Source organism: Corallococcus sp. AS-1-6, assembly GCF_020037015.1.
Taxonomy (GTDB): domain Bacteria; phylum Myxococcota; class Myxococcia; order Myxococcales; family Myxococcaceae; genus Corallococcus.
Genome location: NZ_JAIQDE010000014.1, coordinates 136,048 through 149,925 on the forward strand (window position 1 = coordinate 136,048; position 13,878 = coordinate 149,925).

At 71.1% G+C, this 13,878-nt stretch carries 13 protein-coding genes; 4 read left to right on the forward strand and 9 right to left on the reverse strand.

The window, feature by feature from the left end; genetic code table 11:
* Positions 1-126: 126 nt before the first annotated feature.
* The 3 genes from K8612_RS20805 to K8612_RS20815 all read right to left on the reverse strand — a co-directional run bounded on the left by K8612_RS20805 (position 127) and on the right by K8612_RS20815 (position 1,626).
* Positions 127-465 carry a PilZ domain-containing protein gene (locus tag K8612_RS20805; protein WP_223763609.1) on the reverse strand — a complete coding sequence of 113 codons (339 nt, stop codon included), beginning with the start codon at positions 463-465 and terminating at the stop codon, positions 127-129.
* A gap of 115 nt (positions 466-580) precedes the next feature.
* Positions 581-1,354 carry a heme oxygenase (biliverdin-producing) gene (locus tag K8612_RS20810; RefSeq protein ID WP_223763553.1) on the reverse strand — a complete coding sequence of 258 codons (774 nt, stop codon included), beginning with the start codon at positions 1,352-1,354 and terminating at the stop codon, positions 581-583.
* A 14-nt stretch (positions 1,355-1,368) separates the two neighbouring features.
* Entirely contained in the window at positions 1,369-1,626 is a 258-nt protein-coding gene (locus K8612_RS20815; RefSeq protein WP_223738277.1) for a hypothetical protein, read from the reverse strand.
* Between the two features lie 359 nt (positions 1,627-1,985).
* On the opposite strand from K8612_RS20815, the gene K8612_RS20820 reads away from it, so the two are divergent.
* Positions 1,986-3,362 (forward strand): sorbosone dehydrogenase family protein, encoded by a 1,377-nt coding sequence (locus K8612_RS20820; RefSeq protein ID WP_223763554.1) that lies wholly within the window; start codon positions 1,986-1,988, stop codon positions 3,360-3,362.
* A gap of 16 nt (positions 3,363-3,378) precedes the next feature.
* Here the strand turns inward: K8612_RS20820 and K8612_RS20825 are convergent, their stop codons facing one another.
* The 3 genes from K8612_RS20825 to K8612_RS20835 are packed head-to-tail and all read right to left on the reverse strand — an operon-like array spanning position 3,379 to position 5,519.
* On the reverse strand, positions 3,379-3,906 hold the full coding sequence (locus K8612_RS20825) for a gamma-glutamylcyclotransferase (RefSeq protein WP_120590935.1): 528 nt from the start codon (positions 3,904-3,906) through the stop codon (positions 3,379-3,381).
* A gap of 18 nt (positions 3,907-3,924) precedes the next feature.
* On the reverse strand, positions 3,925-4,524 hold the full coding sequence (locus K8612_RS20830; protein WP_223738275.1) for a GbsR/MarR family transcriptional regulator: 600 nt from the start codon (positions 4,522-4,524) through the stop codon (positions 3,925-3,927).
* On the reverse strand, positions 4,521-5,519 hold the full coding sequence (locus K8612_RS20835) for a polyprenyl synthetase family protein (RefSeq protein WP_223738274.1): 999 nt from the start codon (positions 5,517-5,519) through the stop codon (positions 4,521-4,523). The genes K8612_RS20830 and K8612_RS20835 overlap by 4 nt, the downstream gene beginning before the upstream one ends.
* Positions 5,520-5,685: 166 nt before the next feature.
* Here K8612_RS20835 and K8612_RS20840 point away from each other — a divergent pair, with 166 nt between their 5' ends.
* On the forward strand, positions 5,686-7,218 hold the full coding sequence (locus tag K8612_RS20840) for an MFS transporter (RefSeq protein WP_223763555.1): 1,533 nt from the start codon (positions 5,686-5,688) through the stop codon (positions 7,216-7,218).
* Here K8612_RS20840 and K8612_RS20845 read toward each other — a convergent pair.
* The 3 genes from K8612_RS20845 to K8612_RS20855 form a co-directional block, all read right to left on the reverse strand.
* Positions 7,166-8,698: a methyl-accepting chemotaxis protein gene (locus tag K8612_RS20845; protein WP_223738272.1), complete on the reverse strand. Its 1,533-nt coding sequence runs from the start codon at positions 8,696-8,698 to the stop codon at positions 7,166-7,168. The two genes, K8612_RS20840 and K8612_RS20845, sit on opposite strands and share 53 nt — an antisense overlap.
* A 187-nt stretch (positions 8,699-8,885) precedes the next feature.
* Positions 8,886-10,070, reverse strand: coding sequence for an alpha/beta fold hydrolase (locus tag K8612_RS20850; RefSeq protein ID WP_223763556.1), 1,185 nt, complete (start codon positions 10,068-10,070; stop codon positions 8,886-8,888).
* A 201-nt stretch (positions 10,071-10,271) separates the two neighbouring features.
* Positions 10,272-11,543 carry an ATP-binding protein gene (locus K8612_RS20855; protein ID WP_223763557.1) on the reverse strand — a complete coding sequence of 424 codons (1,272 nt, stop codon included), beginning with the start codon at positions 11,541-11,543 and terminating at the stop codon, positions 10,272-10,274.
* A 215-nt stretch (positions 11,544-11,758) separates the two neighbouring features.
* Between K8612_RS20855 and K8612_RS20860 the strand changes: the two genes are divergently transcribed.
* Positions 11,759-12,862, forward strand: coding sequence for an ornithine cyclodeaminase family protein (locus K8612_RS20860; protein ID WP_223763558.1), 1,104 nt, complete (start codon positions 11,759-11,761; stop codon positions 12,860-12,862).
* An 87-nt stretch (positions 12,863-12,949) separates the two neighbouring features.
* On the forward strand, positions 12,950-13,816 hold the full coding sequence (locus tag K8612_RS20865; RefSeq protein ID WP_223763559.1) for an N-acetylmuramoyl-L-alanine amidase: 867 nt from the start codon (positions 12,950-12,952) through the stop codon (positions 13,814-13,816).
* Positions 13,817-13,878 lie beyond the last annotated feature (62 nt).

The following is a 13,878-nucleotide window of genomic DNA, read 5'->3' on the forward strand; positions in this document are numbered from 1 at the left end:
GGTTCTGCGCCTGGCAATCCTGCGGGCTGTCCTTGCCGCGGATGAGGGCCGAGTTGACGAACGGGGACTCGCGAGATGCGCGCCCCTGCTCAGCCGCTTCTTGCCTGGAGGCCCAAGCTCTTCGCGTCAGCGCTCGTCCGAGACGAGCACTGTCTTCAGCCGCGCCAGGACGGGCTCCGGCACGTCGATGAAGGACAGGCCGACCTCGAAGCGGGCCACGGCGTCCTTGGGTAACTTGATGGCCCAGACGACGCGCGCGGTACATTCCAGCGAGCTGCCGTCCGGAAGGAACAGCTCCAGGTCCAGACGCGTGCCCACGTCCTGTGGATCATCCGAGTAGATGCGCGCGCCCCCGAGGCTGACGTCGAGCACCTGCTTCTTTTCACCCACCTTCATTCGCGCGGGACGCGAATAGAGGGGCGCGTGGATGCGAGGGAAAGCGCGGCGATCAATGGGAGAGGTCATCTGGAGCGTCACGTTCCACCATCCTAGCGTGGCTGTCACGAAACGGCATATCGCCCTCCCAGCCGAGGCGGTGCCCGTGGTGCCGGCTCACCTCCCCGGTGGGTTTGAAGTCACCCTACCCGGCGGTCCCGCCCGGGCCCTCGAGCTCCGGTGCGTCCCGCGCCAGCTCGTCTCCGATGAGCACCTGGATGCGGAAGGCCAGCCGCGCCTCCTGCACCACCTCCTGGGCCTGGGCTTCCGTCAGCGGCACCTCGTCCAGCCGGGCCGCCCACCGGGACTGGAAGGCGGGCAGCTCCGCGGCGGACACCGCGTTGTAGAAGGCCGTGCCCCGGCCGTTCTCCAGCTCGAACGCCCTCGCGACGAGCTCCGAGCGCTGGGGCGCGGTGTACAGGTCCTGGACGCAGCGGGCCCAGGCATGGGCGATGAGCAGGTGCGGGGCCTCCGCCGCCACCTCGCGGATCCGCTCGGCGTGCAGCCGCGCCTCCGCGCAGGCGAACGGCTTCGTGCGCGTGTCGCCGCAGAACCAGTCCAGGTCCGCCAGCAGCGCGGAGGCCCGCCGCAGCTCCGGCAGCCGCAGCACGCGCGTGAGCGGGCCGTCCTTCAGTCCCGGCAGCACGGACTCCAGCGACTCGTAGACGACGTGGAGCTGGCGCAGGTGGTTCACGTAGTGGCGCGCCCGCACGAACTGGCCATAGACGCCGCCGTTCCACGAGCCGTGGAAGAGCGCCTCCAGGAAGGGGGACTGCTCCGCCTGGCGCCGCGCCATCCCCGTCCCCTGCTCCAGCCTCAGGGACAGCCGCTGCGTGGACGGGAGGCCCGCGAGGGCCGTGGACGCGCAAGGAAGGCGCTTGTCCCTCGCGGAGCGCCCGACGCCGCCCCAGCGGATCATACCCCGGACGCCGCTCACTGCTTCCACCCGCCGGTGGGGGCCCCGTGGGCGGCGGCCTCGGCCGGCTCCCGCGCGTCCGCCTCGTGCGTGGGCGGCAGCTCCAACTGGTGGATCGCCTCCACCAGGGTGTGGCCCAGCGCGCGCAGGACGTCCTCCTCCAGGCGAAGCGTCACCGGCCCCACCGCCAGGTGGATGTGCCCACAACTGCACCGCGTCACTTCAGCGCACGGGCCTCGCGCCAGCACCGCCCTGCAGCATCCCTGACCGAGCATCGCGTTCTCCAATTGATTTTGACTATCGAAATCAAATTCATGAGGCCACAACCCCCGTCCATCGTCAAGCCCGGCCGATCCGGAGGACGGCGGAAACACCCCAAACACAAACATGAAACACACCAAACAAAGACACACATGGCAATCAATCTCAGTCAATTATTGATGTTTGTTTCATGTTTCACCCCAGAGCCAATGCCTGGGCTTTTGTTCATGTAGGCATGGGCATTCGCCGACACGGAGAAAATCCCTGAAGGTTTGTTCAGGCCCGTTCAGGGGTGCGCGGGGCGGTGGGAAAAATGTCTGAAGGTTTGTTCAGGTCACCTTCCGCCATGGCCGGCGGTTATGAAAAGAGGACCATGCGGCGACCACTCGTGCTGACGATCTTCCTGGGGCTGGCGTGCCTGCAGCCCGGCTGCAAGTCCCAACCGCCCGAGGCCCCTGGCCCCTCCCCTTCGCTCCAGGACGCGGGCGTGGTGGACGCGGGGCAGCCGCCTGGCCCCTGGAGCCTCCAGGCGGCGCCGGTGGAGGTTCCAGAGGGCATGCGGAGCAGCCCGTTCGACGTGCCGCGCTCCCTGAACATCCCATCAGGCATGTCCGTGGCGGTCTGGGCACGGGTGCCGGGGGCGCGCTTCATCGCGTTCTCGCCGGAGGGCACCCTGCTCGTCTCCGTGCCCGGCCAGGGCAAGGTGATGCAGGTGCGCCCCCGCGCGGGACAGGACCCGGAGGTGACGCAGTGGGCGGGCGGCCTGGGCCGGCCCCACGACATCGTCTTCCACGAGCGCGACGGACAGATGTGGGTCTTCCTGTCGGAGAAGGACCGCGTCACGCGCTCGCGCTGGACGCCCGGTGAGACGACGCGCGGCGCGGCGGAGACGGTCGTCTCCGGGCTGCCGGACGCGTCCCTGCCGGAGCTTCACGGCGCCTATGGCCACGAGCTCAAGAACCTGGCGGTGGACTCCCGGCACCGCGTGTACGTGGCCATCGCGTCCACCTGCAACGTGTGCCTGGGCGACACCACCAGCGACCCGCTGCGCGGCGCCATCTACCGGTGGGACTGGAACGGCGGCTCGCGCGAGCTGTTCGCCCGGGGCCTGCGCAACGCGGAGGGGCTGGCGTGGGAGCCCGGCACCGACACGCTGTGGGTGGCGGTCAACAACCGCGACAACACGCCCTACCCGTTCGACGACGGCACCGGCCGGTACGGCAAGGTCATCCCCGAGTACGTGGACAACCACCCGCCGGAGGCGCTCACGTCCGTGCGCCAGGGCGGCGACTACGGCTGGCCCTTCTGCAACCCCAACCCGGACTCCCCCAGCGGCCTGAAGCACATGCCCCTGGACCGCGACTACGACATGAACCGGGACGGCTCCCGGGCGGACTGCGCCGCGATGGACAGGACGGACCAGGGCATCCAGGCGCACTCCGCGCCCCTGGGCCTGACGTTCTTCGACAAGGGGGAGCTCAACCCGGCGTGGCAGCGCGGCGCGCTGGTCGCCTACCACGGCTCGTGGAATCGCACGGAGCGGACCGGCTACAAGGTCACCGTCTTCCCGTGGGACCTGGCCACGCACCAGCCCACGGCGGAGGTGGACCTGGTCACCGGCTTCACCACCCCGGACCTGGGCGTGTGGGGCCGGCCGGTGGACGTGGCCCTGGCCCCGGGCGGCGGCTTCATCGTCAGCGACGACGCCGCCGGAGCGCTCTACCGCATCGCCCCCACCGCCCGGCCGTAGCCCGGCGGCGAGCGGCTCAGCGCGACTCGCCGCGCGCCAGCTTCTCCACGTAGTCCGCGGGCAGCCCGGCGCTCTTCGCGCCGCGCACCAGCGCCTCCACGAAGCGCGGGCTCACCGGCCCGTCGGAGGACGCGCGGCGCGGGTTGGTCACGAACGCGGTGGCCTCCACCTCCTGGCCGTCCACGCGCACGCGCACCGTGCGCTCCACGCACATGCTGGTGACGAAGCCCTCCTTGTGCTGGACGATGGGCCAGTCCTTGCCGGGGATTTCAAAGAGTCGGCCGTACACCCGCGCGCCCGGCGCGTCCGTCAGGCCCGCCACCCGGCCGCCCCACCAGCGCGACGGGAAGTCGTACACCAGGTCCACGTCCAGCGCCTCGGCGAGCCGGCCCTCCGGCAGCTCGAAGAAGCCGTAGCTGTGCTGGTGCTTCCACTCGTCGAAGGCGGCCCGGTCCAGGATGGTCGAGTACGCGAAGTAGCGCCGGGGTGCGTTCGCGTCCGCCTGCTCGCGCGCCTTCATCACCTGATCGTAGTGCGAATCCATGGTCTGTCCTCCTACCGGCTACCGCTCGGCCTTGCCGCGCGACAGGGCGCCGTCGCGGAACGCGCCCAGCACCCCGCCCACGTCCAGGCGGGACGTCTTGATGAACAACCGCAGCGCGCGCTCCACGTGGTCGGCCAGCACGGCCATGCGCTCCAGCCGCCGCAGCTTCTCCGCCTGCACGCCGCCAGCGCCCTCCGCCAGCCGGCGCGCCTCGGCCAGGTCCGCGCGGATGCGGGTGACGAAGGCCGCCTCGCGCTCCTCCACCACGTGCGTCACCATCCGCACCAGGTCCGTCTCCGCCGCGTAGCGCCACACCGTGTCCTGCGGCACGCGCACCCGCTGGACGACGCCCCAGTGCTCCAGGTCGCGCAGCAGCATGGACACGCCGCCCTTGGACAGATCCAGCTCGCGCTCGATCTCACCGGCGGTCAGGGGCTCGCCGCGCAGGTAGAGCAGGCCCCAGACCCGGCCCTGGTTGCGCTTGAAGCCCCAGAACTCGATGACGTTGCCCACCGCCTCCACCGCGATGGCTTCCCATGGCGCCAGCCGTCCGTTCTCCGGCGGCGCGACGGTCTTCTGGCTCCCGGGATCCCCCCCAGTCCACAGGTAGCCCTTCATGCAGCGCGTCCCTTCACCTGCTGCGCGATGCCCTCCGAAAGCCGGTGCGCCCAGCTCATCAGCTCCGCGCCCGCGGCGTCGTTGGCGAAGGGCCCCAGCTTGTCGAGCGCCGCGCCAATCTCCTGGTTCATCATCTCCATGGACGCCTCCACCGCGCCGGTGGCCTCGATGGCGGCGCCAATCTCCCGGGTGCGCTCCGGGGTGATGACGGAGAACGCCCACGCGTCCTTGAGCTTGCGGCGCAGGGACTCGTCCCGGGACACCGCCAGCAGGATGGGCAGCGACGGCGTGCGCGAGTGCACGTCCGCGTACCGGGGCTTGCCCACGTCCGTGCCCAGGATGTCGCGGATGTCGTCGGCGATCTGGAACGCCACGCCCAGGTGCCGGCCGAAGGCGTCGAAGCGCGCCTGCGCCTCCGGCTGGTCCGCCAGCGTCGCCGCGGCCTTGCCGCACCAGCCGAACAGCGAGCCCGTCTTGCCCTCGGCGATGTAGCGCAGCCGCGTGAGCGGCAGGTTCATGTCGCCACGCGCCTCCACCTCCGCGATGGCCGCGCGGGTCATCTCCGTGACGATGGCCAGGCCGCTCTGCACCAGGCGCGCGTCCAGCAGGGACAGCCGCGACAGCGCCGTGGACAGGATGAGGTCGCCGCTCATCACCGCGACGATGTTCCCCCAGCGCGCGTTCACCGTCGGGCGGCCCCGGCGGAACATGCCCGCGTCCACCACGTCGTCATGCAGCAGGCTGGCCGAGTGGATCATCTCCGCCGCCACGCCCACGTCCACCAGCCGGGCGGCCGGCACCCCCACCACGCCACCGAACAGGCGGACGAGCATGGGACGGGCCCGCTTGCCCCCGGCTCCCAGGCACAGGTGCCGCGCCGCGTCCATCAGCGTGTCGCCCTTCACGTCCGGCCCGACGTCACCATCCGCGAGCAATTCGGTCAGACGCTGCTCCACCTGCCCCAGAAACTCCGTCAGCTCGTGAGCGACATCCATGTGCGCGGTCTCCTTCCGGGTCGTTCATATAGTTCAAGACCGCGTGAACTGCACCTGAATCCCTCCTGCCCTCCAAGCGGGCGGACAGTGGGCTGAAAGCGACGAATAAGGCCGGTTGGTGTCCGGCCGGGCCCGGCGCACTCCTTGGAGGTCCGATTGAGGGGGAATGCGAGCCCGTGGGAAACGAATCCCAGTGTCCGCCGCCTTCCGTCGCCGCCTCGTCCAGAGCTTCGCTTCCCTCGCCACCGGCGTCCCCCTCTTCCGCCCTGGCGCCTCGCTGCCCGGCTCGTCCGCGCCCCTGCTGGGGGCCCCTCCGCCCCCGGACGGCCGCCCGGGCCCGCCCCTGCACCGGCGCCTGAGGGCGTCGCTGAAGGTGTCCATCGTGGAGGGGATGTTCGCGGAGGTGTTCACCGCGTGTGCTGGCCCCACGGTGCTCACCGCGTGGGCCATCGCGCTGAAGCTGGGGCCCTTCCTGGTGGGCGTGATGACGGCGCTGCCGTTCTTCGCGCAGTTCGTGCAGTTCCCCGCCGCGTGGCTCACCCTCTGCTTCGGCCACCGGCGGGTGGCGCTGACGGCGGTGTGCCTGTCCCGCCTGGCCCTGCTGCCCCTGGCACTGATGCCGTGGCTGGGGCTGTCCCTGGAGGGGCGGCAGCACCTGCTGCTGGCCGTGGCCGGGGCGTCCGCGGTGCTGGCGGTGGTGGGCAACAACGCGTGGGTGGCGTGGATGGGGGAGCTCGTGCCGGGCGCCGTGCGGGGCCGCTTCTTCGGCAAGCGCACCGCGCTCACCACGCTGATGGGCACCGCCGCGTCGCTCACCGCGGGCCTGCTGATGGACCGGCTCAAGGGGATGGACGGGGTGGGCCTGGCGCTGCCCATGCTGGCGCTCGCCGCCTGCGTCATGGGCGTCGTCACCACGCTGATGATGGCCGCGCAGCATGATCCTGCGCCCCCGGGCACCGCTCCGAAGCTGGAGCTCAAGGCGACGCTGCTGCCCTGGAAGGACGACGGGGCCCGGCGGGTGCTCCTGTACCAGGTGGCGTGGAACGCGGCGGTGGGCGTGTCCGCGCCCTTCTTCGCGCTGCACAGCCTGCAGAACCTCAAGATGACCTTCGTCATCATGGCCCTGCACGCGGCGGCGGTGGCGGGCGTGCGCGTGCTGACGGCGCCCCTGTGGGGCCGCGCCATCGACCGGCTGGGCGCGCAGCCGGTGCTGATGCTCTGCTCGCTGGGCATCAGCGCCATCCCCATGCTGTGGCTGTTGCCCTCCGCGGGGACGCTCTGGCCGCTCCTGTTCGACGTGCTCCTGGCGGGCGCGCTGTGGAGCGGCCACGGCCTGGCCATCTTCGCGCTGCCCCTCACGGTGGCGCCGCGCCACGGCCGGCCCTTCTACCTGGCGGCGTTCGCCACCGCGGGCGGGCTGGCCTACGCGGCGGCGGCGGCCCTGGGCGGGGCGCTGGCGGCGCGCGTGCCCCAGCAGTTCATGCTGGGCGGCCACCTCTGGGTGAACCTGCACGTGCTCTTCGTCGTGTCGTCGGTGGCCCGGCTGGGGGCCGCCTTCCTCGCGGCCCGGGTGAACGAACCGGGCGCCGCCACCACGCGCACCGTGGCCCAGGTGGTGGAGCGCTTCCTGCCCCGCCCCCGCCCGGCTACAGCCGGTAGTCGCGCACCATCGCCGCCACGCGCTCCGACAGGAGCTTGAGCGACACGGCGGACTCGCTGGTGGCGGAGATGCGCTTCACCGTGTCGCCCATCACCGTGTTGAGCTCGTTCACGGCGGTGAAGATCTGCTCGATGCCGGTGGCCTGCTGGTTCACCGTCTGCGAAATCTGACGGGCGGACACCACGCTGTCCCGGACGATGGAGGACAACTGGCGCAGCGTGTCCCCGGACGTGCGCACCTGCGCGAGGCCCGCCTCCATGCGCTGCGTGCCCGCGGCGGTGATCTCCACCGTGGCGAAGATGGCGGTGCTGATGTCCGCCAGGATGCCGCGCACCTGGTTCGTCGCGCGGATGGACTGGTCCGCCAGGCCGCGGATCTCCCGGGCCACCACCGCGAAGCCCTTGCCGTGCTCCCCGGAGCGCGCCGCCTCGATGGCCGCGTTCACCGCCAGCAGGTGGGACTGGTCCGCCAGGTCCTTCACCGTCTCCGTGATGCCGGAGATCTGCTCGGTGCGCTCGCCCAGGGCCATGATGCGCTCGGCGATCTGCTCCACCTGCGCGCGCAGGGCCACCATGCCCTCGATGCTCTCCGTGATGGCGATCTCGCCCGTCTTGCCCAGCACCTCCGCGCGCTCCGCCACGTCGATGACCGTCTCCGCCGCGCGCGACGCCACCACCGACGTCTGGCGGATCTCCTGCGCCGTCACCTGCGTCTCCTGCAGCGCGGCGGCGTGGCGGGACACCATCTCGTTCTGCCGGCCCGCGGAGTCGTTCAGGTGGTCCACCGAGCCGCGCAGCAGGTCCGACGACGCCTGGAGCTGCTGCAGCAGGTCCTTCACCTTGGACACCATCATGGAGAAGGCCTTCGCCAACTGGCCCACCTCGTCCGTGCCCCCCACGCGCACCGTCTCGCGCAGGTCGCCGTGCTCCGCGATGCGCTGGGCCGCCTCCGTCAACTGCACCAGCGGCGCCGCCACCCGGCGCGCCAGCAGGATGCCCACCACCACGAAGAGCGAGAGCGCCAGGACGATCACCACGCTCACCCCGGTGGTGATGGCCCGCACCTGCGCGCGCGCCGACGTGCGGTTGAAGCCCACGTGCACGGTGCCCGCCCCGTTCGCGAAGCGCGCGCTCACGTCCAGCAGCTCCGCGTCCCGCACGTAGAACGTCGCCTCACCCTGCGCGCGGCCCAGCCGGTCGCGCAGCTCCCGCATCGCGGCGGCGTACTCGCCCGCCACCGCGCGCATCTGCCCGGCCCCGTCGAAGACGGCCACGTAGGCCACCTGGTGGTGGCGCACCGCCTGCTCCAGCACCGCCTGGAGCGCCTCCGTCTGCCCTCCGGGCATCGCCGCGGGCAGCGTGGCCGCCAGCGCCGCGGGCAGCGCGCCTCCCACGTCCCGGCCCTGCGCCTCGAAGGCGGAGCTGACGCGCGGGATGAGGTACCCGAAGAAGAGGACCGTGAAGAACAGCGCCACCAACAGCGGCGCCAGCGTGAGCTTCTGGGAGAGGGAGAGTCGCATCCGGGAGCGGCGCCAAATCCAGAGGAAGTCTGGGAAACGAAGCCCCCCTGGACCATCCAGCGAGGTGCCGCATTGTGGACAATCCAGAGGAGCCGGCGCAATGGCCGCGCGCATGCCAGCCCGTGAAAGTCAGACACCGCGCCCTGGGTAGCGACGAACCCGGGGCGCGGGGGTCAAGCCGGCCGCGTCAGCCGGCCTTGAGGTTGGAGGGCGCGCTCTCGTCCCACTTCCCCATCAGGGTGTTGGACGGGAGGGTCTCATCCAGCAGCTTGTGGGCGGCCTCGGCGCCGGTGACGGGCAGGCCCTTCCTGTCAATCAGGCCCAGTTGCACGAGCACGGAGGCCTGATCCCAGTAGATGTGCTCGTGGTAGAGCTTGTCGCCGCGGAAGTTCACCACCGCCACGAAGGCCGCCTCCACGTACTTCCCGGTGGGCGGGATGCCCGGGAGCATCCAGTCCATCTCGACGTCGTGGGTGAAGCTGAAGATGAACTCGTCCACCACGCGGTCCGCGCCCACCGTGCGCGACAGCAGCGTCATCTTCGTGTCCTTGGGGTTGGCGTGCACGAAGTGGTTTTCGTAGAAGCGGTGCAGGTACTCCGCGCCCACGCCCCCCGTCATCACCGGCACGCTGTTGACGTACGGGTGCGACACCATGGTCTTCATGGTCGCGTCCGCGTCCCGGGTGGCGAACTCCAGCTCCGTGTGCTTGTCCCACAGCGCGGCCAGGTCGTAGCGCGGCCCCATCACGCGCTTGAGCAGCGCGAGCGTGCGCGTGTGCGCCGTCATCATGGAGGGCCGGTGCCAGGCCGGCGACCCCTCGCGGAAGAAGCCGTGGCGCACGCCCTGATACACGTACAGCTCCACGTCGACGCTCACGTGCTGCTTCACCCGCGCCACCGCGGCCGGGGGCACGAAGCCGTCCCACTCCGCGTAGTGGAGCACCATGGGGACCGCGTTCTCACCCGCCTGCGCGAGCACGTCCTCCATGCCGGGCGCGCAGTAGGCCACCGCGCAGTCCACGTGCGCGTGCGCCGCCAACTGCGCGGCCAGCGTCCCGCCCAGCCCGTAGCCGAGCGCGCCGACCTGCTTCTTCCCCCGGAGCCCCACCACCTCCGGAAGCGAGCGCGCCCAGGCCACCACCGGCTTGAGGTCCACCTCCTCCGGCTCCCCGCGCGAGGCGAGGTCCGGCACCACCACCACGTAGCCCTCTTCACTGAAGCGCTCGGCCATCAGCTTCAGGTGGGCGTTGCCCTCGAACGCCTCCACCATCAGCAGCAGCAGGGCCGGACCCGTTCCAGAGGCGGGGCGTCGCACCCACGCACGCATCGGGTCGCTTCCATCCACGGGAATCCACGTCGAGTTGTCGTTCATCTGTCGCGCACCCTCCCCAAAGCGGACACACTTCGCGCCCGGACGGACCGGCTCCCGGACGTCTGGCATTGTAGCAAACCCTCCACATCCTTGCCTCATCTCGTGAGAGGTTTTGATGTGGATGGATTGTTGTATGCCTTTACCATGGAGTAATCAGCCGGGACTGCAATCTCTTGTCCGTGACGCGGACGGCCTTGTGTTTCAGGCCGTCATCGGCTCGGCGACGCCCGCGCAGGCGGAGTGCGCGCGCGGCTCAACCAAAGCCTGACGCGGAAGACACATCGAGAAGATCGTACCGGCGTCCGGGGTGGATTCCACCCGGAGGGTGCCGCCGTGGGCCTCCACGATGCTTCGCGCGATGTAGAGCCCCAGGCCCAGGCTCTCGCGCTGGCCCGGGCCGTCGCCGCGGCGGAAGGGCTGGAAGAGCGTGGGCAGCACGTGCGCGGGGATGGGGGCCCCGGCGTTCTGGACCTCCAGGTGGACGGTGTCCGCGCCCTGCTCATAGGTGCGCAGGCGCACGGGCGTGTCCGGCGGGCTGTACTTGAGCGCGTTGTCCAGCAGGTTGGCCACCACCTGCGCCAGCCGGTCCAGGTCCCAGACGCCCGGGAGGCTGTCGCGGGCGAAGTCGCACAGGATGGAGCGCTCCGGCCTGGCCGCGCGCAGCTCGTCCGCGAGCTTGCGGCACAGCTCGTTGAGGTCGCCCGCGCCGGGCACCACCGGGATGCCGCCGCCCACGCGCGCGCGGGTGAAGTCCAGCAACTGGTCCACGATGCGCTGGATGCGCTCGCCGCCCCGGGCCACGCGCTCGAAGGCCTTGCGCTGGGCCTCCGGCAGCAGCTCGCGCGACAACTGGCCGTGGGCCGTGGCGAGGATGGCCGAGAGCGGCGTGCGGATGTCGTGCCCCACGATCCCCACCAACTGCTGCTCGAGCTCCGTCGCGCGCTGCAGCTCCTCCTCCACGCGGCGGCGCTCCGCCAGCTCCAGCGCCTGCTGCCGCAGCTTCTCTCCGCGCAGGTACAGCTCCACGAACACCGACACCTTGGCGCGCAGGATGTCCGGGTCCACGGGCTTGAGCAGGTAGTCCACCGCGCCGTATTCGTAGCCCCGGGTGACGTAGGCCGCTTCCCGGCTGAGCGCGGTGATGAAGAGGATGGGCAGGTGCCTCGTGCGCTCGCGGGTGCGCACCAGGCGCGCCGTCTCCAGGCCATCCAGCCCCGGCATCTGCACGTCCATCAGCACGCACGCGTACTCGTCCAGCAGCAGCGCCTTCAGCGCCTCGTCGCCGGAGCGCACCGACACCACCTGCTGGCCAAGCGGCTCCAGGATGGCCTCCAGGGCGAGCAGGTTCGACGGCGTGTCGTCCACCAGGAGGACGCGCGCGCGAGGCGCGTCAGGCACTTCATCGGCGCGGGGGTGGGCGGACACATCGGAGACGGCGGTGAGCACGGGCGTCCTGGGAACGGAGGGCTTCAAGGAGGCGTTCACTCGGGCGTTGAGGGTGGTGCGGCTCGGGGTGCGGGCACGAGGCCGGGGCCACGCGGAGCCGCCGGATGTCGAGCGCCCGCTTCCAACACGGCCCCTTCGCCGCCTTCTTCCCTGCACCTGTATTCAAAAGCCACAGCAAGACAGGAATTCGTAATCAAAACTGACCCGTTGCAATTCCTGTCAGGGGCGTAGACTCCGCGCGCATGACGCCCCCGCTTCCCCGCACCCTGTTGCTCGGCCCCACAGACCTGCGCGCGCTCGTGGAAGGCGTGGGGCTGGACGTCCTGATGGATGAGCTCATCCAGGCGCTCACCGTGGCGCTGCGGGAGCTGGACGAGTCCGTCCTCCAGGTGCCCAAGCGGGAGGGCTTCCAGGTGGCGGGCGACCCGCGGCCCTCCGGGACGATGGGCTGGATGCCCGCCCTGCGGCGCGGGGACAGCCTGACCGTGCGGGTGGCCGCCTCCCTCCCCGGCAACCGGGGGGACTCGGGGTTGCCCACCCTGGTCGCATCCCACAGCGTCTATGACGCGCGGACGGGCCACCTGGTGGCGGTGATGGACGGCGTGTTCGCCACGGCGCTGCGCACGGGCGCGGCGTCGGCGGTGGCCAGCCGCTACCTGGCGTCCCCGGACAGCCGGGTGCTGGGGCTGGTGGGCTGCGGCGCGCAGGCCGTGTCCCAGTTGCACGCGCTCAGCCGCGTGTTCCGGCTGGAGCAGGTGCTGGTGCACGACGTGGATCCGGACGCGGCGCGCTCCTTCGTGCGGCGCGTGGCGTTCCTGGGGCTGGACGTGCGGCCCACGCTGCTGCCGGACCTGGAGCTGCGCTCGGACATCCTCTGCACCGCGACCACCGTCGCGCCGGGAGCTGGCGCCGTCATCTCCGGCCACGCGCTCCGGCCGCACGCGCACGTCAACGCGGTGGGCTCGGACCAGCCGGGCAAGGCGGAGCTGCCGCTGGCGCTCCTGCGGCGCAGCCTCGTCGTGCCGGACTTCCCCGCCCAGGCGCGCCTGGAGGGCGAGTGCCAGCAGCTCCACCCGGACCAGATTGGCCCGGACCTGGCCACCGTGGTGCAGCAGCCGGAGGAGTTCGAGGGCTGGCGCGAGCGCAATACGGTGTTCGACTCCACCGGCCACGCGCTGGAGGACCACGTGGTGACGCGCCTGCTGCTGGATCACGCGCGGCGCATGGGCCTGGGCACCCTGGTGTCACTGGAGGCGCTGGGCGGGGATCCGCTGGATCCGTACTCCCAGGTGCGCACGGACGCGGCCGGACGCGCCGAGCCTCCGCGCCGCGCCACCGGCAGTTGATGGAACACGTCCGTCACACAACTTCCCGCCCACGCCGCCGATAATCGCGAAAGCAACAGCTCTCCACTATTCCTGGAATCTTTCACCATGACTGTCCGCGCCACGTCCCCCCGCGCCACCGCCACCGCGCCCGCGAGCACCGCCGCCACCGCGCCCCGCACCGCCGCTCCCACGCGCGCGGCGGCCGCGTCCACGGCCCTCACGGCGCCGCCGGCCGGCCTGGGCAAGGGGGACTCCGGGGCGAAGGTGAAGCAGCTCCAGCAGGGGCTGGTGAAGCTGGGCTACATGACGCAGGCGCAGATGAACACGGGCGCCGGCTCCTTCGGGCCGCAGACCGAGGCGGCGGTGAAGAAGTTCCAGACGGACCACAAGATCTCCGCCACCGGCTACTACGGGCCGCAGACGGCGGCGGCGCTGACGAAGGCGCTCAAGACGACGACGCCTCCGCCCACGGAGCCGGGGAAGTTCACCAAGCCGGCGGTCATCAGCGCGCCCTCGCCCAACAGCGACTCGCGCAACGGCGCGGACATCGACACCATCGTGCTGCACCACACCGGCACCAACAACGGCTCCGGGGACCTGTCGTGGATGCGCAACAAGGACAGCAAGGTGTCCGCGCACTACATGCTGGACCGCGACGGGAAGATCTACCAGCTCGTCGGTGACGACAAGCGCGCCTGGCACGCGGGCAAGGGGGAGCTGCACGGCGTCCCCACGGACGTGAACGCGCGCTCCATCGGCATCGAGATCGTCAACGACGGCAGCGGCAAGACGGCCTTCACGGAGGCGCAGTACAAGTCGCTGACGAAGCTCGTGGGCTACCTGAAGCAGGAGTACGACGTGCCCATGAAGAACATCCTGGGGCACAAGGACGTGGCCGTGCCCAAGGGCCGCAAGGACGACCCGGCGGCCAACTTCGACTGGTCCCGGCTGCGCAAGGGCATTGGCGGCTGAGCAGCGCTCCCCGCGCCGCCCGCCCTGCCGTCGCGTGTGCACTTCCGCCAGGGCGTGCTAGA